Source organism: Azoarcus sp. DD4, from assembly GCF_006496635.1.
In the GTDB taxonomy this organism is placed as follows: Bacteria; Pseudomonadota; Gammaproteobacteria; order Burkholderiales; family Rhodocyclaceae; genus Azoarcus.
Genome location: NZ_CP022958.1, coordinates 14,478 through 33,203, shown reverse-complemented (window position 1 = coordinate 33,203; position 18,726 = coordinate 14,478). Strand labels below are relative to the sequence as shown.

20 protein-coding genes are annotated in these 18,726 nt (G+C 69.2%); 9 read left to right on the top strand and 11 right to left on the bottom strand.

Annotated features, from left to right (window positions below; all coding sequences use genetic code 11):
* Positions 1-6 precede the first annotated feature (6 nt).
* From CJ010_RS00150 to CJ010_RS00140, 3 genes are read right to left on the bottom strand one after another with little or no spacing between them, the layout of a single operon-like run.
* Positions 7-1,362 carry a DUF1329 domain-containing protein gene (locus tag CJ010_RS00150; RefSeq protein ID WP_141016150.1) on the bottom strand — a complete coding sequence of 452 codons (1,356 nt, stop codon included), beginning with the start codon at positions 1,360-1,362 and terminating at the stop codon, positions 7-9.
* A gap of 11 nt (positions 1,363-1,373) precedes the next feature.
* Positions 1,374-3,236, bottom strand: a complete 1,863-nt coding sequence (locus CJ010_RS00145) for a DUF1302 domain-containing protein (RefSeq protein WP_141016149.1) — start codon at positions 3,234-3,236, stop codon at positions 1,374-1,376.
* A gap of 39 nt (positions 3,237-3,275) precedes the next feature.
* Positions 3,276-3,764: a 2,4'-dihydroxyacetophenone dioxygenase family protein gene (locus tag CJ010_RS00140; protein ID WP_141016148.1), complete on the bottom strand. Its 489-nt coding sequence runs from the start codon at positions 3,762-3,764 to the stop codon at positions 3,276-3,278.
* A gap of 297 nt (positions 3,765-4,061) precedes the next feature.
* Between CJ010_RS00140 and CJ010_RS25070 the strand changes: the two genes are divergently transcribed.
* The gene (locus CJ010_RS25070) at positions 4,062-4,550 is read left to right on the top strand and encodes a 2,4'-dihydroxyacetophenone dioxygenase family protein (protein ID WP_168224877.1); all 489 of its coding nucleotides are present in this window, start codon (positions 4,062-4,064) and stop codon (positions 4,548-4,550) included.
* Between the two features lie 251 nt (positions 4,551-4,801).
* Here the strand turns inward: CJ010_RS25070 and CJ010_RS00130 are convergent, their stop codons facing one another.
* Positions 4,802-6,025 carry a YbfB/YjiJ family MFS transporter gene (locus CJ010_RS00130; protein ID WP_141016146.1) on the bottom strand — a complete coding sequence of 408 codons (1,224 nt, stop codon included), beginning with the start codon at positions 6,023-6,025 and terminating at the stop codon, positions 4,802-4,804.
* A 159-nt stretch (positions 6,026-6,184) separates the two neighbouring features.
* Between CJ010_RS00130 and CJ010_RS00125 the strand changes: the two genes are divergently transcribed.
* Positions 6,185-7,075: a LysR family transcriptional regulator gene (locus tag CJ010_RS00125; protein ID WP_141016145.1), complete on the top strand. Its 891-nt coding sequence runs from the start codon at positions 6,185-6,187 to the stop codon at positions 7,073-7,075.
* A gap of 65 nt (positions 7,076-7,140) precedes the next feature.
* Here the strand turns inward: CJ010_RS00125 and CJ010_RS00120 are convergent, their stop codons facing one another.
* Positions 7,141-7,917: a TerC family protein gene (locus tag CJ010_RS00120; protein ID WP_141016144.1), complete on the bottom strand. Its 777-nt coding sequence runs from the start codon at positions 7,915-7,917 to the stop codon at positions 7,141-7,143.
* 161 nt (positions 7,918-8,078) lie between these two features.
* Here CJ010_RS00120 and CJ010_RS00115 point away from each other — a divergent pair, with 161 nt between their 5' ends.
* Positions 8,079-8,306 (top strand): DUF2798 domain-containing protein, encoded by a 228-nt coding sequence (locus tag CJ010_RS00115; protein WP_141016143.1) that lies wholly within the window; start codon positions 8,079-8,081, stop codon positions 8,304-8,306.
* Here the strand turns inward: CJ010_RS00115 and CJ010_RS00110 are convergent.
* The 5 genes from CJ010_RS00110 to CJ010_RS00090 all read right to left on the bottom strand — a co-directional run bounded on the left by CJ010_RS00110 (position 8,303) and on the right by CJ010_RS00090 (position 13,387).
* Positions 8,303-8,878 (bottom strand): flavin reductase family protein, encoded by a 576-nt coding sequence (locus tag CJ010_RS00110; RefSeq protein WP_141016142.1) that lies wholly within the window; start codon positions 8,876-8,878, stop codon positions 8,303-8,305. The two genes, CJ010_RS00115 and CJ010_RS00110, sit on opposite strands and share 4 nt — an antisense overlap.
* Positions 8,879-9,099: 221 nt before the next feature.
* Entirely contained in the window at positions 9,100-9,666 is a 567-nt protein-coding gene (locus tag CJ010_RS00105; protein WP_168224876.1) for an NTP transferase domain-containing protein, read from the bottom strand.
* Positions 9,666-10,688, bottom strand: coding sequence for an XdhC family protein (locus CJ010_RS00100; protein ID WP_141016140.1), 1,023 nt, complete (start codon positions 10,686-10,688; stop codon positions 9,666-9,668). Before CJ010_RS00100 ends, CJ010_RS00105 begins: the two co-directional genes overlap by 1 nt.
* A 22-nt stretch (positions 10,689-10,710) precedes the next feature.
* Entirely contained in the window at positions 10,711-12,918 is a 2,208-nt protein-coding gene (locus tag CJ010_RS00095) for a xanthine dehydrogenase family protein molybdopterin-binding subunit (RefSeq protein ID WP_141016139.1), read from the bottom strand.
* Positions 12,919-12,928: 10 nt separating this feature from the next.
* Positions 12,929-13,387 carry a (2Fe-2S)-binding protein gene (locus CJ010_RS00090; RefSeq protein WP_141016138.1) on the bottom strand — a complete coding sequence of 153 codons (459 nt, stop codon included), beginning with the start codon at positions 13,385-13,387 and terminating at the stop codon, positions 12,929-12,931.
* A 142-nt stretch (positions 13,388-13,529) separates the two neighbouring features.
* On the opposite strand from CJ010_RS00090, the gene CJ010_RS00085 reads away from it, so the two are divergent.
* Positions 13,530-14,435: a LysR family transcriptional regulator gene (locus CJ010_RS00085; protein ID WP_141016137.1), complete on the top strand. Its 906-nt coding sequence runs from the start codon at positions 13,530-13,532 to the stop codon at positions 14,433-14,435.
* A 10-nt stretch (positions 14,436-14,445) separates the two neighbouring features.
* On the opposite strand, the gene CJ010_RS00080 is transcribed toward CJ010_RS00085, so the two are convergent.
* On the bottom strand, positions 14,446-15,585 hold the full coding sequence (locus tag CJ010_RS00080) for an ABC transporter substrate-binding protein (RefSeq protein WP_141016136.1): 1,140 nt from the start codon (positions 15,583-15,585) through the stop codon (positions 14,446-14,448).
* Positions 15,586-15,772: 187 nt separating this feature from the next.
* Here CJ010_RS00080 and CJ010_RS00075 point away from each other — a divergent pair, with 187 nt between their 5' ends.
* The 5 genes from CJ010_RS00075 to CJ010_RS00055 all read left to right on the top strand — a co-directional run bounded on the left by CJ010_RS00075 (position 15,773) and on the right by CJ010_RS00055 (position 18,718).
* Entirely contained in the window at positions 15,773-16,354 is a 582-nt protein-coding gene (locus tag CJ010_RS00075; protein ID WP_141016135.1) for a DJ-1/PfpI family protein, read from the top strand.
* A 152-nt stretch (positions 16,355-16,506) separates the two neighbouring features.
* Complete coding sequence (locus CJ010_RS00070) at positions 16,507-16,989, top strand: TerB family tellurite resistance protein (protein ID WP_141016134.1); 483 nt, start codon at positions 16,507-16,509, stop codon at positions 16,987-16,989.
* 64 nt (positions 16,990-17,053) lie between these two features.
* Positions 17,054-17,377, top strand: a complete 324-nt coding sequence (locus CJ010_RS00065; protein WP_141016133.1) for a CPBP family intramembrane glutamic endopeptidase — start codon at positions 17,054-17,056, stop codon at positions 17,375-17,377.
* A gap of 42 nt (positions 17,378-17,419) precedes the next feature.
* A complete protein-coding gene (locus CJ010_RS00060) occupies positions 17,420-17,962 on the top strand; it encodes an MOSC domain-containing protein (protein ID WP_141016132.1) in 543 nt (180 codons plus the stop codon).
* Positions 17,963-18,175: 213 nt separating this feature from the next.
* Positions 18,176-18,718 (top strand): flavodoxin, encoded by a 543-nt coding sequence (locus CJ010_RS00055; RefSeq protein ID WP_240794465.1) that lies wholly within the window; start codon positions 18,176-18,178, stop codon positions 18,716-18,718.
* The last annotated feature ends 8 nt before the right edge of the window (positions 18,719-18,726 follow it).

Genomic DNA, 18,726 nt, shown 5'->3' with positions numbered 1-18,726 from the left:
CGCTGCTTACTTGGTGCCGCTGCGGCGCAGGGCGTCGGGGTCGAAATCCGCGCGCCGCGCCTTGGCGCCGAAGCGCCACGGCCCTTCCTCGTTGCTGAGGCCGGCGACGTAGTAGCGGCCGTCCTGCAGGTCGTACATGTTCTCGAAGGCGTAGTAGGGCAGCGGCAGGTCGTAGTACTGCATCAGCTGCGCCTCGCCCACGCGCCAGAGCTGGCCGCGGCCGTCGTACTGTTCCTTGACGGCGATGGTCCAGCTGTCCTCGTCGAGGTAGAACACCCGTTTGCCGTAGATGTGGCGCGCGCCGTCCTTCAGCGTGGCTTCCACCACCCACACCCGGTGCAGCTCGTAGCGGGTCAGCGCCGGGTCGAGGTGGTGGGGCTTGACCACGTCCTTGGCCTTGAGCTTTTTCGAGTGGATGGCGTAGCTGTTGTAGGGGATCAGCATTTCGCGCTTGCCCACCAGCTTCCAGTCGTAGCGGTCGGTGGGGCCGTTGAACATGTCGTAGTCGTCCTCGGTGCGGGTGCCTTCGGAGAAGCTGCCCGGCGAGTCGTAGATGATCTGCGGCGCGCGCCGCACCCGGCGCAGGCCGGCGTTGTACACCCAGGCGAGGCGGCCGTCGCGGGCGAAGTCGAGCGGCTCGTGCACCATCACCACCTCGCCGGTGACGTCGGCCGGGGAGTACATGCGCGCCATGAAGTACCAGAAGCGGTTGTCCTCCTGGCGGTCCATGTTCTGCGCGAAGATCCAGCTCTCATCCACGCCGTAGGCGTTGAAGCTGCCGTTGGGATTGACCGCGCCGATGAGGTGGCGGCGCTCGATGCCGCCGGCGCGCGAGCGCACCTGGTGGTTCCAGATCGCCTCCAGCCCGTTCTTGGGGATGGGGAAGGGCGTGGCGCTGCGCTCCCAGCCTTCCAGCCCGGTGCCGGAATCGGTCAGCAGGATGCGGCCGGCCTGTTCGCGGATGCGGTCGTATTCCGCCTGCGGCAGCGCGGCGCTGCGGTGGGTGGGATAGACGTTGAGGCGGTAGGTCTCCGGGTAGCGCTTCAACATCGCGATATGGCCGTCGGAGAGCTTGTCCTTGTGCTGCTCCCAGTTCTGCGCCGTGATGGTGTAGAGCGGCTTTTCGTCGGCATAGGGGTTGGCGTGGCCCTGGGCGATGTCGAAGCCGGCGGGCGGCTTGGTGAGGCCGCCGGTCCACGCCGGAATGGTGCCGGCGGCGTTGCCGGCGCGTTCGGCGCCGAGCGGGGTGAGGTCCTTGCCGAGGCGGGCGATTTCCTCGGCGCTCATCGCCGCGTGGGCGGCGCCGGCCGCGAGCGGCAGCAGCAGGCTGGCCAGGCGCAGGGCGGGGTGAAGTCGGGTCATGTCTGTTCTCCTTAGAACGCCACGCTGACGCTGGCGGCGAGGAAGTCCTTGTCGCGGTTGGTGTCCCAGCGCGCGGCGTCGATGAAGCGGGTGTAGGCGAGATCCACCGTCCAGCGCTGGCCGTCCACCAGGCGCGAAAGGCCGACGCCGGTGCCGAGCGTGCGGCGGCTCTCCATGAAGGCGCCATCGGCCGCGTTGCCCTTGACGTCGTGCGCCCAGTAGAGGCGCGGCTTGGCGGTCCAGCCGGCGACGGCATTGGGGTATTCCAGTTCGCCGAACAGCCGGTAGCCCCACGAGAACGGGGTGACGAAGCCGTCCTGCGCGCAGTTGGCCTGGGTGACCATGCCGGCGGTGTTGGCGGCGTTGCAGCCGGCGCGGGTGGACAGCGCCGGGTTGGTGTAGGCCGGGTGCCAGGCCGTGCCGAAGGTGAAGGCACGGCCGTAGCGCACGTCGGTCTTGGCGTTGGGCAGGTCGGGCAGCCAGCTCATGCCGACCTCGCCCACCGCCAGCAGCGACTGCGCGCCGAGCACCTGGCTGAAGACGTTGATCGCGCCGAGCTGCAGCTGGATCTTGTCCATGCGGTCGTAGCCGCGGATGGTGGCGCCGGCCGGGTCGTAGATGCGCTTGCCGACCAGCGGGCCCTGGGTGCCGCCGGAGACGCCGAACTGCACCAGGTCGCCGCCGTTGATCTGCACCGGCAGGTCGCGGGTGTAGGACAGTTCCGCCATCACCGACACCCCGCCCAGCGTGTTCGACAGGCTCAGCCCGAAGGTCTTGATGTCCTCGGCGGAGTAGTCGAGCAGGTAGGACAGCGGCGCCACCGTGCCGTACAGCGAGCTGGGTTCCGACGGCCGGCTGGACAGGCTGAGGAAGGGCGTGCGGGTGTGGTAGTTGATGTAGTAGAGGCCGATGTCGGTCTCGCTGTTGGGCTCCAGCCAGTGCAGCGCGAGGCCGTACTGGCCGGCGTCCGAGGGCTTGTCGTCGTTGAGCCGCAGCGAGCGCAGGTTGAGTCCGCCGAGCGCGGCCACGCCCTCGTACTGCTCGCGGTCGGAAAACACGTCGGGGCCGAACTGCGAGCCGCCGCAGTTGATGACGTCGGCCGGCGAAAAGAAGGTGCCGCAGCCGTCGATCACCGTTTTCTTCCACTTCAGCTGGTAGAAGGCTTCCAGGCTGACGCCGCCGGGCAGGCCGAGGTTGCCGTAGAGCAGCGGCACCGGCAGCAGGATCTCGCGCACCTGAGCGCCGGCGCGGCGCGCGGCGGGCACGTCGATCGGGTTCACCACGTTCACGCCCTGGATGAAGATGCTCTCGCCCCAGTTCACCACCTGGTTGCCCAGCCGCATGTTGAGCCGGCTGTCGCCGCCCAGCTCCCAGTCGGCGAAGACGAAGGCGTCGAGCAGTTCGGCGCCGGTGAACTTGGCGGCGCTGTCGTAGTGGCCGTCGTTCAGGCGTTCGTTGGGCACATAGCCGTTGTCGAAATGGCCGTGGTCCACCTTCTTGTTGGCCAGCGTGAAGTCGTGCCAGGCCTTGGCGCGCAGCAGGGCGCCGTAGTTGCGGTAGCGCAGCTCGACGTCGCCCACGAGCTTGAGCGTGGTGGAGGTGACGTCGCCGCGGTCGAAGTTGAGATCGCCGTCGTCGGTGCTGCCGCCGCCGGTGCCGGGCTTGCCGCCGTTGTGGTTGGCGTTGCCGAACGAGGTGAGTTTGGCGTCGCGGTCCTGGGTGCGGACGTTGGTGCCGAGGCTGGCGTTGAGCGTCCAGGTGCCGGTGAGTTCGTCGCCGAGCCTGAAGTCGCCGGCGTGGGCGCTGCCGCACGCGGCGATGGCCGCCGCGAGCACGGCCGGGCGCAGGCCGGGTCTCCGGAATGTTCCGTTCATGGGTTCCTCCTGGGAGGGAAGAGCGGGGAGGGAGGCGGCTCAGCGGCCGGAGACGAGCTGCACGACGTGGCCGGCGGCGGCGTTGGCTTCGGCGAGTTGCAGCATCAGCCGGCAATCGACCACCGCGGACACCGAGCCGTCCGGATTGCAGCCGGCGAGCGGGCCGTGGGTCACCGCAAACATCACGCAGCCCTGCGGCGACACCGGCTGGTGGATGGAGCCGCCGCGTTCGTAGGTGTAGTAGCCGGCGTAGCCGGGGTCGTCTTCCTCGTAGTAGAAGCCGCCTTCGACCAGGTAGGCCTCGGCCGAACCGAGGTGGCCATGCACCGGCGCCTGCACGCCGGGATCGACCTTGAGCAGCATCGAGAAGCCGCCGCTGAGTTCATTGATGGCGAGCAGCTTGAAGTGGGTGCCTTCCATCACCCAGGGCGTCCACGGCACTTCGGCGAGATTGACGAAATCCTTGCCGTGGCGGGCGCTGAGGGTGGCCTGGCTGGAGGGGGAATGGCTGAGGACGGCGGCCGTCATGGGTTGTCTCCTGTGTTTTTGTGGTCCGGCGGATCGGCCGGTGCGGCGAAATCTAGCCGCGAGTGCAATGCACAAACACAAAGGAGCCGGAATCGTCGCGATATCCCGAAAAGTGCCGATTTTTCGCAAATCGGAGGGTTTCAGTATCGATTTATCGCGATTTTGGAATCGTCGCGGCGATTTGGCAGGTGGCGGCACCGGGGGCAGGGACGCCGCCTAATATCGGTCGCCGGCCCATCCGTCCCGAGCGGCGGGGCGCCGCCATTCCACGACAAGCAGGTAACGAAGGAGACCACGATGAGCGTCATGCTGTGCACCGCCGAGAGCCAGAAAACCCACGGAAGCGCCGCGCGCGACAGGATCACCCTGCCCTATCCCAGGTTCCAGAAGCTGGACCCGATCCCGTGGCGGCCGTGGGTGATGGAGGGCGTGCAGTACAAGCTGCTGAGCGTGAATAGCCGCAGCGGCGGCTTCACCTGCATGCTCAAGGTGCTAGCCGGCGTGGAAGCGCCGATCCACCACCACCTCGGCGCGATCGAGGTGATGGTGATGGAAGGCGACATCTGCTACGAAGACGCCGACATCGGCGGTCCGGGCGACTACATGTTCGAGCCGGCGGGCGACATCCACCAGCCGCGAACCAAGGACGGCTGCGTGCTGTTCTGCGTGTTCGACGGACCGATCGCCGGGCTGGCACCGGACGGCAGCATCGCCGGGATCGTGGATTACAGGGTGATGCTGGAGATGGCCGAGCGCGACGGGGTGGCGGCGGGAGTGCATCGGTAGGCTGGCCCGTTTTCTCCCTCCCCTGCAAGGGGGCGTAGGCGGGGTTTCGCAGAGCACTGCTCTGCGCCGCCGGAGCGGCGGAGCGAAGCGAAGACTCCTGGGTTGGGGTGGGGATGGGGCTTGGTTCAGCGCGCGCCCACCCCCATCCCCCTCCTAACAGTAGTCTCGGCCTCGCCGCTCCGCAGGCGGCAAGCAGTGCTTCCTGAAACACCTGCTCCGCCCCCTTGAGCGTGGAGGAACAAGAAGCGCCCTCAGTCGGCCCGAACCGCCTTCAATCCCATCCCCGCATGCGCCGGCGCCTGCTGCGTCCGCAAGGTCCACAGCGTCGCCCACACCAGCGCCCCCGCGCCCAGCCAGTAAGTGTCGCTCATGCTGCCGCCGCGCTCCAGCCACATCCGCGCCATCCACGGTCCGGTAAGTTGGGCGAGGCCGTACAGCGTGATCAGCGCCGCCGAGATGCGCGGCCCCTGGTGCGGATGCAGCGCACGCGCCAGGCGTTGGGTGAGCAGCACGCTGCCGAGGAAGGTGCTGCCCACCAGCAGCGCGCAGGCGAGTACGCCCGGCACGCCCGGCCACAGCAGCGGGCCGGCCACGCCTATGCCCTGCACCACGTAGTTGAGTATCAGCGCGTTGCGGTCGCCCATGCGGCTGCCGAGGCGGTTCCACAGCCAGGCGGCGGCGAGCGTGCTCAGCGCCAGGATCAGCCAGGCGCCGCTCTGCAGCCAATGGCCGGCGGGCAGCTGCTCGTGCGCCACCACCGGCAGGAAGGTGGTCGGCAGGATGTAGCCGAGGCCGGCGCCGGCATAGGCCATGAAGACCGGCAGGCTGGCGCGGTCGAGCAGCGGCGTGGCCCGGCTGGCGGCAGGCAGAGCCGGCGCGCCGGCCTGCGGGCGGTCGAGGTGGGCGAGCTGGCGGGCACTCCACCAGGCCAGCGGCACCGCCGCCAGCGCCATCGGCCACCAGCGTTCGGCTCCGTGCAACCATGCGGCCGGCAGGTTGGCGAGCGCGTTGGACAGCAGCAGCCCGCTGCCGACGCCGAAATACATCAGCCCGGACAGCGCGGCCAGGCCGTGGCGCGCCAGCCATTCCAGCACCAGCGCCGGTGCCTGGACGAAGACCACGCCGTTGCTGATGCCGCTGATGAGCCGCAGCAGGAGGAACAACGTCGGATGATCGGTGAAGCCCTGCGCCACCGTGCACGCGGCGTTGATGAGCAGCGCCGCCGGCAGGATGCGGCGGATCTGCGCCGGCTCGTGCAGGCGGATGGCCAGCATGGCCCCGAGCAGGTAGCCGACGTAGTTCCAGGTGGCGAAGGCGGCGCCGGCGTCCAGGCCCATGAAGCCGTCGGCCACCAGCATGGGCAGCAGCGGGGTGTAGGCGAAGCGGCCGATGCCGTGCACCACCACCAGCGCGAGCGCGGCGGCCAGCAGTGGCAGCCAGAGGCGGCCGGGCGGGGCGTTGGACTGTGGGGTCATGTCTGATCTCCTGGCGGGGGAGCGGGCGAGCCTTGGGCCATCGCTTCCGTTCCGGTTCGGTACCCATGCGGATGATGGGATGACTGTAACGGAGCCGCCGGGGATACTGTTAGTGAAAAGTAGTATTATTAATCATCACCAAAAGAGAAAGGTCCGGCCATGCTGTCCGCCAGCCGCTTCAATCCGCAATTGCTCCGCTACTTTCACGCCGTGGTCGAGCACGGCAGCCTGAGCGCGGCGTCGCGCCACCTCAACTGCGTGCCGTCCAACGTGTCGGCGCGTCTGCGCCAGCTGGAGGAGCAGCTCGGCAGCGTGCTGCTGGAGCGCAACGGCCCGCAGTTCAAGCTGACCGCTGCCGGCGAGCGCCTGCTGCCGCACGCGCGCCAGCTCGACAGCCTGTGTGCGGCGGCATGGCAGAGCGTGCATCTGGACACCCTGCAGGGGCGGCTGCGGCTCGGTTCGATGGAAACCACCGCGGCGATGCGCCTGCCCGACGTGCTGGCGCGTTTCCATCGCCACGCGCCTCGGGTGGGCGTGGAGCTGGAGACCGGTACCAGCTCGGCGCTGATCGAACGGGTGCTCGGCCACGAACTGGATGCGGCCCTGGTGGCCGGGCCGCTGGAGCATCCGCGGCTGATCGCCAGCGAAGTGTGGCGCGAGGAATTGCGGCTGGTGCTGCCGCCGGGCGCGGCGGTGCCCGGGCCGGGCGAAGAAGTGAGCCTGATCGTGTTCCCGGAGGGCTGCCACTACCGTGCGCGCCTGTACAACTGGGTGCAGGAGAGCGGCTGGAAGGTGCGCGGCCAGCAGAGCTATGCCTCGGTGGAGGCCATACTCGGCTGTGTCGCGGCGGGCCTGGGCATGGGGGTGTTGCCGGCCAGCCTGCTGGCCGGGCATCCGCGTGGCCGACAGGTGGCGAGCCATCCGCTGCCGGCGCACCTGGCGGTGTCGCCGACGGTGCTGATCCGGCGCCGCCTGGCGGAACCGCATCCGGCGCTGGATGCCTGGGTCGAGGTCTTGCTGGAGGGCGGCAACGCGGCGCCGGTGCAGTAGGCGCCGTGTGTGATCGGTGCTGCCGGCCCCGGCGGACCCGCGCGGCGGGTGCCGGGGCGCGGCGTTCAGGCCTTGTCGGCGGCGCTGGCCGGCTGCTTCTCGACGACGTAGGCCTCGTGCAGGTCCACCGGCTTCTCGGCCTGCTTGCGCAGTCGGATGTTGAGCATTTCCACCACCACCGAGAAGGCCATCGCGAAGTAGATGTAGCCCTTGGGCACGTGATGGCCGAAGCCGTCGGCAATCAGCACCACGCCGACCACCATCAGGAAGGACAGCGCCAGCATCTTCACCGTGGGATGGCGCGAGACGAATTCGCCGATCGGGGCAGAGGCCACCATCATCAGCGCGACCGAAGCCACCACCGCGGCAACCATCACCGGCAGGTGGTTGACCATGCCGATGGCGGTGATGATGGAGTCGAGCGAGAACACCAGGTCGATGACGATGATCTGCAGGATGACCGCGGTGAAGGTGGCCTTGACCGCGCTGGAGGCCTCGCCCTCCTCGCCTTCGAGCAACTGGTGGATCTCGCCGGTGCTCTTCCACACCAGGAACAGGCCGCCGGCGATCAGGATGATGTCGCGGCCCGAGAAGCCGGCGTCGAACACGGTAAACAGCGGCGCAGTGAGCCCGGCCAGCCAGGCGAGCATGGCGAGCAGGCCGATGCGCATGAACATCGCCAGGAAGAGGCCGAGGCGGCGGGCGAAGTTGCGGCGCTCCGGCGCCAGTTTGTCCACCAGGATGGAGATGAAGATGATGTTGTCGATGCCCAGCACCAGTTCCAGCGCGGTGAGGGTGAAGAAGGCAACGATCAGCTGGGGGTCGGTGAAGATTTCTAGCATCGGGGTTTTTATTGATGAGCGCGATTGTCCGCGCGGAGCCCCGTCAACGTATCACGACGCCGTTTGGTTGATATAGAACGTGCTGTCGCGACCTTGTCGGACGTGGCGTCGGAGGAGGAAAATGCTGCTTTGCACCATCGCCGACACGCACCGAGACGCCCATGCAGATCAAGCCCCAATACGTGCAGCCGGTGATCATGGCCGGCATCATGGCTTTCCTGATGACCGCAGTGGTCACCTGGCTCAACCTCGGTTTTCCGCCGGACTACCTGTCGCGCTGGATGCATGCCTTCGCAGTCGCCTGGCCGATCGCGGTGGCGGCTGCCTTTGTCGCCATCCCGATCGCGCAGCGCGCAGCGCGCAGGATCGTCGCCGCGCTGTCGTCCTAGCGCGTGGGGCCGACTTCGAAGGCCTCGCCGGTGGCGAAGAAGTTGCCGCCGGCGATGTAGTGGATGCTGCGCGTGGCGGCTTCGTCGAAGTGCCAGTGGCCGTCGCGGAACAGGCGCGCGTCTGCGCGGGCCGCCACCACTTCGCCGAGAAAGAGATCGTAAGCCTGCTGGATGTGTGGTTCCGGGATGACGCGGCATTCCAGCCAGGCGATGCAGCCGCCCGGGAGCGGCGCCCCTAGCTTGTCTGCTGTCCAGGCCTCGATGCCGAGCGCGGCGAACTTGTCCTCGTCGCGGCCGCTGTGCGATCCAGCCGCCAGCGCCTGCGCGGCGGCGGCACGGGTGGGCACCGCCAGCACGAATTCGCCGGAGGCCTCGATCAGGCCGCGGCTGTAGGTGGCCTTGTCGATCACCACGGCGACCTTGGGTGGGTCGAAATCCAGCGGCATGTTCCAGGCGGCGGCCATGACGTTGCGGCGGCCGGCGTGGGCGCTGGCGACCAGCACCGTGGGGCCGTGGTTGAGCAGGCGGTAGCACTTGGCGAGCGGGACGGGGAAGGTGTGGGGTGGGGTCATGGGAGTGAGGGTGGCGGGGCGTTGGTTTTCTCCCTCCCTTTCAAGGGGGTGAAGCAGGGGTTTTGGCAAGCATTGCTTGCCGCCTGCTGAACGACGGAGCGAAGCGGAGGCTCCCGGGCTGGGGTGGGGATGGGGTACATACTGCGCCGAGCTTAACCCCATCCCCATCCCAACCTCCTCTTGAAGCAGGAGGAGCGGACGGCGCCGGGATTCCAGCAGTCTCAGCGACCCAGATCCGCCGGCGTATCCACATCCCGCAGCACACCGGGATCGGCGCTGTCGATCAACAGTATCTCCGCATCGCGCAGCAACTCGCGTGCGCCGCTGTCGCCGGCGAGCGTCATCAGCTTGACCCCCCAAGCCGCGCCAAACCCGACCGGATGACCGCGGCGGCCGTCGTGCATCGCCGCCGCAACGCGCTGCGGATGGTCGATCGCGGCTGCCACTGCGGCGACCGCGTCCACCGGCAGCCACGGCATGTCGGCAAGCGCCACCACCCAGCCGTCGGCGTCCGCGCTGGCGGCGACCGCCGAGGCCAGTGCAGCGCCCATGCCGGCTTCCGCTGCTATGCTTTCCAGCACTTCGCAACCGGCGTCCCGCAGCCAGTTCGCGCGTGCCGTCTGGCCGGGCCGCAGCACCGCGAGGCTGCCCGGCAGCGCGGCGCACAGCGCGCGCGCGGCGTGCCAGATCACCGGGCGGCCGTCGGCGAGCGGCGCCAGCAGCTTGTCCTGCACGCCGTCGGGGTCGAAGCGGCGGCCGTAGCCGGCGGCGAGCAGGATGCCCTGCATCAACGGGCGGCGCAGCTCGACAGGGTGTCGGCGGCGAGTTCGAGCGCGGCCTTGGCTTCGGCCACCGGCAGCACCCGTTCCGGGGTCACGCCGTTCTTGACCGCGACTAGCTCGGCGGCGATGGAGACGGCGATCTCGGCTGGCGTGCGGCTGCCAATGTAGAGCCCGGCGGGGCCGCGCAGCGCGGCGACCTGCGCTTCGCTGACGTCGAACTCGCGCAGCCGCTCGCGGCGGGCGGCGTTGTTGCGGCGCGAGCCGAGCGCGGCGACGTAGAAGGCCGGCGAGCGCAGCGCCTCCATCAGCGCAAGGTCGTCGAGCTTGGGGTCGTGGGTGAGCGCGATCACCGCGGTGCGCGCGTCCGGCCGCATCGCGATGACCACGTCGTCCGGCATGTCGCGGGTCAACGTAGTGCCGGGCACCCGCCATTCCTCGTGGTATTCCTCGCGCGGATCGCACACGGTGATGGCGAAATCCAGCGCGAGGGCGATGCGGGCGAGGCTTTCCGAGAGCTGGCCGGCGCCGATCAGCAGCAGCCGGTAGCGCGGGCCGAACACGCTGGTCAGCGTGCGGCCGTCGTAGGCCAGGCCCTGTTCCGGGTGGGCCGCGGCGAGGCTGGCCGTGCCGCTGGCCATGTCGAGCCGGCGTTCGACCAGTTCGCCGGCGGCCAGCCGGGCGAGCAGGGCATCGAGCGGTGCCGGATCGGCGAGGGGTTCGAGCACCAGCTCCATGGTGCCGCCGCAGGGCAGGCCGAAGCGGCGCGCCTCTTCGGCGCCGACGCCGTAGCTCACCAGTTGCGGCACGGCGGGCAGGCCGTCGCGGTGCAGGCGGTCGATGAGGTCGTCCTCGATGCAGCCGCCCGACACCGAGCCGACCGCGCGGCCGTCGTCGCGCAGCGCCAGCAGCGCGCCGGGCGGGCGCGGCGAGGAACCCCAGGTGCGCACCACGGTGGCGAGCAGCACCCGGCGACCGGCGGCGAGCCAGTCGCGGGCGCGGGTGAGGACGTCGTGGTCCAGGCTATCCATGGCGGACCTCCTCGTGTCGCGCTCAGGCCTTGAGTTGCTCGGCGATCGGCAGGCTGCGGATGCGCTTGCCGGTGGCGGCGTGGAGCGCGTTGGCGAGCGCGGGGGCGAGCGGCGGCACGCCCGGTTCGCCGACGCCGGTGGGCTTTTCCGCCGACGGCACGATGTGCACTTCCACCTTCGGCATTTCGCCGATGCGCAGCACCGGGTAGTCGTGGAAGTTGGACTGCTCGACCACGCCGTCCTTCAGCGTGACCGCGCCGGTCAGCGCCGCAGCGAGCGCGAAGCCGATGCCGCCTTCCATCTGCGCGCGGATCACGTCCGGATTGACCGCGACCCCGCAATCGACCGCGCACACCACCCGATCCACCTTGAAGCTGCCGTCGGCGGCGACGGTGACTTCCACCACCTGGGCGACGAAGGTGTGGAAGGACTCATGCACCGCGACGCCGCGGCCGCGCTTGGCGCCCTTGTCCTTGGCCGCGGCCAGCGGCTTGCCCCAGCCGGCCTTGTCGGCGGCCAGCTTGAGCACGCCGGCGTGGCGCGGATGGCTGCCGAGCAGCGCCATGCGGTAGGCGACCGGATCGGCGCCGGCGGCGCTCGCCAGCTCGTCGAGGAAGACTTCGGTGGCATGGCCGGTGTGGGTGGAGCCGACCGAGCGCCACCACTGCACCGGCACCTTCACCGCGTCGTTGGTGGTGTGCAGCTCGATCTGCAGGTTGGGGATGGCGTAGGGCAGGTTGGCGGCGCCTTCGACCGAGGTCGCGTCGATGCCGTCCTTGATCATGACGCCTTCGAAGGGCGAGCCCTTGATGATGGACTGGCCGACGATGCGCTGCTCCCAGGCCTGCGGCTTGCCGTCGGCGCCCAGGGTGGCGCGCAGCCGGTGCAGGAAGGCGGGGCGGTAGTAGCCGGCGCGCATGTCGTCCTCGCGCGACCACACCAGCTTGACCGGGGCGCGGCCGCCGATCGCCTTGACGATCTGGGCGGTCTCCAGCAGGTAGTCGGACATCGGGTTGGCGCGGCGGCCGAAGCTGCCGCCGGCGTACAGCATGTGCAGCGTCACCTGCTCGGGCTTGAGGCCGAAGAAGGCGGCGAGGTTGGCCTGGTCCACGGTCTGGAACTGTTCGCCGTTCCACACCTCGCAGCTGTCGGTGCCGAGGCGCATCACGCAGTTGATCGGCTCCATCGCCGCGTGGGCGAGGAAGGGGAAGGCGTACTCGGCCTCGATCACCTTGGCGGCCTTGTCCAGCGCGGCCGCGCCGTCGCCGTCCTTGCGCGCGACCAGCCCGGGCGTGCCGGCGAGCTTGCGGTAGTCCGCGAGGATGGCGTCGGAACTGCCGTGGTAGGCGGAGGATTCGTCCCACTCGACCTGCAGCGCATCGCGGGCCTTCTTCGCCGTCCAGTAGTCGCCGGCCAGTACCGCGACGCCGTTGGGGATGGTGACCACGTCGGCCACGCCCGCCACCGCCCGCGCGGCCTTGTCATCCACGCTGCGCACCTTGCCGCCGAAGCGCGACGGGTGCGCGACCACCGCCACCAGCATGCCGGGCAGCTTCACGTCCTGGGTGAATTGCGCGGTGCCGGTGGTCTTGGCGACGCTGTCCTTGCGCGGCACATGGCGGCCGATCAGGCTGAAGTTCTTCGGGTCCTTCAGCGTCACCTGCTGCGGCACCGGCAGCGCGGCGGCGGCTTCTGCGAGTTCGCCGAAACGGGCCTTGCGGCCGCTCTTCGCATGGCTGACCACGCCGTTCTTCACGCTGATCTCGGTGGCCGGCACCTTCCAACGCTCGGCGGCGGCCTGCACCAGCATCGCCCGCGCGGCGGCGCCGGCCTGGCGCAGCTGCTCGAAGGAGTTGCCGATGGCGGTGCTGCCGCCGGTGCCCTGCGTCGGGCCCCAGAACAGGTTGTTGTAGCGCTTGGCGTCGGCCGGCGCGCCTTCGACGACGACCTGCGCCCAGTCGGCGTCGAGTTCCTCGGCGACCAGCGTGGTGAGGCCGGTATACACGCCCTGCCCCATCTCGAGGTGCTTGGAGAGCACGGTGACGGTGCTGTCGGCGCCGATGCGGACGAAGGCGTTGGGGGTGAAGTCGCCCGCCGCGGTTGCGCTGCCGGCGATGCCCGGGCCGCCTGCGGCGGCGAGTAGCGCGCCCGGCAGGCTGACCGACAGGGTGAGGCCGGCGCCGGCCTTGAGGAAGTCGCGGCGCGACACGTTGGTGATCTGCATCTTCATCGTGCGCTCCTTACGCCAGGCTCTTGGCGGCTTCGTGGATGGCGGCGCGGATGCGCACATAGGTGGCGCAGCGGCAGATGTTCCCGCCCATCGCGGCGTCGATGTCGGCGTCGGTGGGCTTGGGATTGGCGGCCAGCAACGCGGTGGCGGACATGATCTGGCCGGACTGGCAGTAACCGCACTGCACCACGTCGAGCTTCTGCCAGGCTTTCTGCACCGCCGCGCCGACGCGGGCCTTGCTCACGCCTTCGATGGTGGTGATCTTCTTGCCGGCAGCGGCCGACAGCGGCGTGGAACAGGAGCGGATGGGCTGGCCGTCGAGGTGCACGGTGCACGCGCCGCACAGGCCCATGCCGCAGCCGAACTTGGTGCCGGTCATGTCGAGCCCGTCGCGCAGGACCCACAGCAAGGGGGTGTCGTCGGGCAGCGCGGTTTCGACCGGCTTGCCGTTGAGGGTGAAGCGGGTCATCGGCGTCTCCTTGGGGGAAGGGGGCTGAGGCGAATGAAATGGTTGCGCGGCGGGGACGCCGCACGGAAACGGCATCTAGCTTAGACTGGGTTTCTTTTAAGATCGACGGCGCAATCCTGCAAGCGTCTTGAAGAGTGGCTTAATGATCGAACCTGCGATGCTGCCGGCGCTGGCCGCCTTCGAATGTGTTGCGCGCAATGCCAGCTTCAGCCGCGCGGCGGCTGAAATGGGCCTGTCGGCCTCGGCGCTGTCGCAGTCGGTGCGCAGCCTGGAACGCCGGCTCGGCGTCCGTCTGCTGGCGCGTACCACCCGCCGTGTCGGCCTCACCGAGGAAGGCGCCCGCCTGCTCGACGGCGTGCGGCGCGGTCTGGGCGAACTCGGCGGCGCGCTGGCCTCGCTCGACCAGGCGCGCGAGCGGCCCACCGGCACGGTGCGCATCACCTTGCCGCGGCTGGCCTTTGCGCTGTACTTCGCGCCGCACGTGGCCGATTTCGCCACGCACTACCCGGACGTCGGCATCGAGTTCGCGCTCGACGACAAGCTCGCCGACCTGGTGGCGGACCGTTTCGACATCGGCCTGCGCATGGCCGACAACATCGCCGGCGACATGGTGGCAATCCCGATCGGCCGGCCGCAGCGGCTGATCGTGGCGGCGGCGCCGTCCTACTTCGAGCGCCATCCGCTGCCGCTGCACCCTGCCGACCTCGCCGCCCACGACTGCATCCGCTTCCGGTTTCCGACCAGCGGGCGTAATGCGCGCTGGCTGTTCCGCCATCGGGACGGTGAACTGGAACTGGAAGTGAGCGGCCGCTTCATCGTGAACGACGCCGACGCGGAGCTCGACCTGCTGCGGCGCGGCCTGGGCATTTCGCAGGTGGTGGAGTCCATGGTGGTGGACGACCTGCGCGCGGGTCGTCTGCGCGAGGTGCTGGCAGATTACGCCTGGCCGATGCCGGTCGCCCATCTCTATTTCCCCAGCCGCGCGCAGATGCCGGCGCGGCTGAGGGTGTTCATCGACTTCTTCCGCCACGCCAACGGCGCGGCATGAGCGCTGCAGCTTACTGCACGTAGCGGCCGTTGCTCCGGACCAGCGACAGGTCGACATAGCGCGAGCCGGCGCGCTGGCCGGGGGCAAAGCCGACCTCGTAGCCGCCGAGGTTGAGCTGGCGCATGTTCTCCAGCGCCTGCGTCAGTTTCTCGGCGGTCGGTTCCGGGCCGGCACGGCGCAGGCCTTCGACCAGCACGCGGGCGGCAATGTAGCCTTCCAGCGTGGTGTGATTGACCTCGACGTCCTTGGCGGCCTCGGCGTCGCGCTGGAATTCGCGCACGATCTGGGTGGTGCGCGACCACGGTGACGGCACCACCTGCGAGATCACCACGCCGTCGGTGTCCGGGCCCAGCTCCTTGAGCAACTGGTTGCTGCTGACCACCGAGAGGCCGAAGAACTGGGCGCGCTTGCCGCTCTTGAGATAGGCGCGGATGAAGTTCACCGAGGCCTGGCCGGCGGTGGCGAGGATGATGGCGCCGGGCGCTTTGGCGCCGACGTCGGCGACCGCCTGCGCCGGGTCGTAGGTCTTGGCGGCGACGGTGCCGACCACCGCCGGCTTGAGCTGGTAGCCGGCCAGCACCGCTTCCGCGCTCTTGAGGCCGGAGCGGCCGAAGCCGTCGTCCTGATAGACCACGCCGATGTCGCGCACGCCGACGGTGGTGAGGTATTCCACCATCTTCTTCATCTCGTCGACGTAGCTGGCGCGCACATGGAAGAGGTAGCGGCCGGCCTGTTCGCGCAGTTCCGGCGCGCCGGTGAGCGGCGCCAGCAGCGGCACGCGGGCCGCCTCGGCGAGCGGGCTGCAGGCGGCGGTGGGGCCGGTGCCGGTATAGCCGAACAGCGCGACCACCTTGTCCTGCTCCAGCAGGCGCCTGGTGTTTTCCTTGCAGCGTTCCGGGTCGTAGCCGTCGTCGAGCGTGACCAGCCGGACAGGCTTGCCGGCGATGCCGCCGGCGGCGTTAACCGAATCCACGTAGAGCTTGATGCCGCGGGCGTAGAGCAGGCCGTTGGCGGCCTGCGGCCCGCTGAGCACCGCCGACTGGCCGACGACGATGCCGCCGGATTGGGACCTGGCGGGCAGGCTGAGTGAAGACAGGGCCACGCCGAGCGTGCAGCACAGGGCGAGGGCGAGCGAACGCCGTCCGGGCATGATGTTCTCCTCCAGGTGTCTGGTAGTCGTTATGCCGCCGTGCGGCGGGCGTAAGCCCGTGGCCGGCGGAACTTTTGTGCCGGCAGCATACCGCAAAGTGTTCGCAGCGGGCGTTGCGCAATGGCTGGCGCTTTCACCGCCGCCGACTAGACTGAGGCGGAGATTCCCTCACGGCAAGGAGACGACGATGGCTGCGAAGAAGATCCTGATGATCACCGGCGACTACACCGAAGATTACGAAACCATGGTGCCCTTCCAGGCCCTGCTGATGGCCGGCCACACGGTGCATGCGGCCTGCCCCGGCAAGAAGGCCGGCGAGCGGGTGCGCACGGCGATCCACGACTTTGAGGGCGACCAGACCTACAGCGAGAAACCCGGCCACAACTTCACGCTCAATGCCGAATTCGACAGCCTGCGGCCGGAGGATTACGACGCGCTGGTGATCCCCGGCGGGCGCGCGCCGGAGTACCTGCGGCTCAACCCCAGGGTGATCGCCGCGGTGCAGCACTTCTTCGCCGCCGACAAGCCGGTGGCGGCGATCTGCCATGGGGCGCAGCTGCTGGCGGCCGCCGGGGTGCTGAGAGGCCGCAGCTGCAGCGCCTACCCCGCCTGCGCGCCGGAAGTGAAGGCGGCCGGCGGCGAGTACGCCGAAATCCCGATCGACAAGGCGACAGTGGACGGCAAACTGGTCACCGCGCCCGCCTGGCCAGCGCATCCGGACTGGCTGGCGAAATTCCTGCAGGTGCTGGGCACGCGCCTGGAGCCGTGAGCCGGCGGCGGGCGAATCGACCAGGGGATGGCCGCCGGGACTTGAAGACCGCGCGCTCGTCCCCATCTGAGTGCGAAGACCGGTGAGCCGCAGCGGAACTCTTTGTGCTGGCGGCCGACTTACCGGGTAGCACAACCCCGACACCGGCCCGCATGCTCCGTACGCTCAAAGACCTCTTCAGCACTCTCACCGCCCCCTTGATCGAGACCGCCACGCCGGCAGCCGGCGCGGCGGAGCACCGGCTGCAGCTCGCCACCGCGGTGCTGATGGTGGAGGTGATGCGCGCCGATGCCGACTGTACGCCGCAGGAACGCGAGACGGTGATCGGCGCCCTGCGCCACCGCTTCGCACTGGCCGACGACGAGGTCGAGCGGCTGTTCGAACTGGCCGAGACCACCTCGCGCGATGCGCCGGATTTCTACGGCTTCACCTCGCAGCTGAACAAGGGTTTCAGCGCGGAAGAGAAGCTGCGCATCGTCGAAACCCTGTGGGAGGTGGCCTTTGCCGACGGCCACCTGAGCCATCACGAGAACCAGCTGATGCTCAAGCTCGGCGACCTGCTTTACATTCCCCGTGGCGATTTCGTCGGCGCCAAGCAGCGCGCCCGCGAGGCTGCCGGGTCGGGTGCCGCCTGAGCGGCGGCGCTGCCCTCCAACCGAATCACTGACGCGCAGCCGCCGCGCTGCCACAAGGAGCTTCATGCAATTCCATCGACAAGGCGCCAATCCGTTCGCCAAGCTGTCTGCGGCCGGCGGCGAACCGCCGGGCCTGCTCAAGAAGATCGTTGCCATCCTGCTGACCGCCGCGCTGTTCGTGGTGGCGATGATGTTCTCGGTCGTGCTGTTCGCGGTGGTCCTCACCGTCGGCGCCGTCGCCTGGGGCTACCTGTGGTGGAAGACCCGCGCTGCGCGCAAGCGCATGGGCGCCGAATCCTACGGCGGACAGCGCCAGGATCCGTCCGGGGGGCTGGTGATCGAGGGCGAGGTGATCCGCGAGGTGCGTAGCACCGACGACGGCCGCTGACGATGGACCGGCACGCGGCGACCATGTTGCGGAGCAGGCGCGATGGCTGACTACGACGTCGGGCTGCGCGCGCTGACCGGGCGCTTTCCCCGCCCCGGGCGGCTCGAGACCATCCTGCTGCGGCCTGTCCGCCGTGCCGATCCTCAGGCGGTGGACAGCGCCGTCGCGATCGCCGGCTGCGGTCTGGCGGGCGATCATTCCGCGGCGCGTGCGGGCGGCGGCAAGCGCCAGGTGACCCTGCTCCAGGCCGAGCACCTGCCGGTCATCGCCGCGTTGGCCGGGGTGGGGGCACTGACCCCGGCGCAACTGCGGCGCAATCTGGTGGTGTCGGGCCTCAACCTGATCGCCGCGCGCGCGCTGTTCGAGGACCAGCCGCTGGTGTTGCGCATCGGTGCCGAGGTCGTGCTGGAAGTGAACGGCAGCTGCGATCCCTGCTCGCGCATGGAAGAAATCCTCGGCCCCGGCGCATACAACGCGATGCGCGGCCACGGCGGGATGACGGCACGGGTGCTGGCCGGCGGCGTCCTGCGGCTTGGCGACGCGGTGCTGTGCGAACCTGCAGCAGCGGCAATGCCGGTGCCCTGACGGCGCCGGCGAGCCGGACGCATCACGACTCTTCAAGCAGTTCCGTTCGACCGGCGCCAGCCGGTATGCCCTTTGCTTCTCTGTCCATCGAGACCGTCTGGCGGCGTCGATCGCGCGTCGCCAGTGTTCGGCTCACGACAACCCGCGCGATAGCGTCGGATCACCGACCGACGCCACCACCTTGAGACGGCAGACGGCATGGACAAGATAGGCATGTTTTTCGGTACCGAAACCGGTACCACCCGGTTGATCGCCAAGAAGATCCACAAGAAGCTCGGCGACGAGATCGCCGACAAGCCGGTCAACGTCAATCGCATCGAACCGGCGGACATGCTGAAGTACGACGTGCTCATCCTTGGCACGCCGAGCTACGGCGTGGAGGAAGTGCCCGGCCGCAGCGCCGGCTGCCTGGAGCCCAACTGGGAAGAATTCCTGGTGAAGATGAACAAGCCGGACTTCTCCGGCAAGCGCATCGCCCTCTTCGGCCTGGGCGCGCAGGAGCGCTATTCCGAGCGCTTCTGCAGCTCGCTGATGCGCATCTACGAGATCTTCAAGGGCTACGGCGCCGAGATTGTCGGCGACGATTGGCCGACCGACGGCTACACCTTCCAGCAGTCCGCCGCGGTGAAGGACGGCCGCTTTGTCGGCCTGGTGATCGACGAGCGCACCCAGGGCATGTACACCAACGAGCGCATCGACACCTGGGTCGCGCAGGTGAAGCCGCTGCTGCTGGAAAAGCTCTCGGCCGAGGCCTGAGCCGACTG

Coding starts and splice junctions, on each gene's coding strand:
- CJ010_RS00150 (WP_141016150.1), bottom strand. CDS start 1,362: ATGACCCGACTTCACCCCGCCCTGCGCCTGGCCAGCCTGCTGCTGCCG.
- CJ010_RS00145 (WP_141016149.1), bottom strand. CDS start 3,236: ATGAACGGAACATTCCGGAGACCCGGCCTGCGCCCGGCCGTGCTCGCG.
- CJ010_RS00140 (WP_141016148.1), bottom strand. CDS start 3,764: ATGACGGCCGCCGTCCTCAGCCATTCCCCCTCCAGCCAGGCCACCCTC.
- CJ010_RS25070 (WP_168224877.1), top strand. CDS start 4,062: ATGAGCGTCATGCTGTGCACCGCCGAGAGCCAGAAAACCCACGGAAGC.
- CJ010_RS00130 (WP_141016146.1), bottom strand. CDS start 6,025: ATGACCCCACAGTCCAACGCCCCGCCCGGCCGCCTCTGGCTGCCACTG.
- CJ010_RS00125 (WP_141016145.1), top strand. CDS start 6,185: ATGCTGTCCGCCAGCCGCTTCAATCCGCAATTGCTCCGCTACTTTCAC.
- CJ010_RS00120 (WP_141016144.1), bottom strand. CDS start 7,917: ATGCTAGAAATCTTCACCGACCCCCAGCTGATCGTTGCCTTCTTCACC.
- CJ010_RS00115 (WP_141016143.1), top strand. CDS start 8,079: ATGCAGATCAAGCCCCAATACGTGCAGCCGGTGATCATGGCCGGCATC.
- CJ010_RS00110 (WP_141016142.1), bottom strand. CDS start 8,878: ATGACCCCACCCCACACCTTCCCCGTCCCGCTCGCCAAGTGCTACCGC.
- CJ010_RS00105 (WP_168224876.1), bottom strand. CDS start 9,666: ATGCAGGGCATCCTGCTCGCCGCCGGCTACGGCCGCCGCTTCGACCCC.
- CJ010_RS00100 (WP_141016140.1), bottom strand. CDS start 10,688: ATGGATAGCCTGGACCACGACGTCCTCACCCGCGCCCGCGACTGGCTC.
- CJ010_RS00095 (WP_141016139.1), bottom strand. CDS start 12,918: ATGAAGATGCAGATCACCAACGTGTCGCGCCGCGACTTCCTCAAGGCC.
- CJ010_RS00090 (WP_141016138.1), bottom strand. CDS start 13,387: ATGACCCGCTTCACCCTCAACGGCAAGCCGGTCGAAACCGCGCTGCCC.
- CJ010_RS00085 (WP_141016137.1), top strand. CDS start 13,530: ATGATCGAACCTGCGATGCTGCCGGCGCTGGCCGCCTTCGAATGTGTT.
- CJ010_RS00080 (WP_141016136.1), bottom strand. CDS start 15,585: ATGCCCGGACGGCGTTCGCTCGCCCTCGCCCTGTGCTGCACGCTCGGC.
- CJ010_RS00075 (WP_141016135.1), top strand. CDS start 15,773: ATGGCTGCGAAGAAGATCCTGATGATCACCGGCGACTACACCGAAGAT.
- CJ010_RS00070 (WP_141016134.1), top strand. CDS start 16,507: ATGCTCCGTACGCTCAAAGACCTCTTCAGCACTCTCACCGCCCCCTTG.
- CJ010_RS00065 (WP_141016133.1), top strand. CDS start 17,054: ATGCAATTCCATCGACAAGGCGCCAATCCGTTCGCCAAGCTGTCTGCG.
- CJ010_RS00060 (WP_141016132.1), top strand. CDS start 17,420: ATGGCTGACTACGACGTCGGGCTGCGCGCGCTGACCGGGCGCTTTCCC.
- CJ010_RS00055 (WP_240794465.1), top strand. CDS start 18,176: ATGTTTTTCGGTACCGAAACCGGTACCACCCGGTTGATCGCCAAGAAG.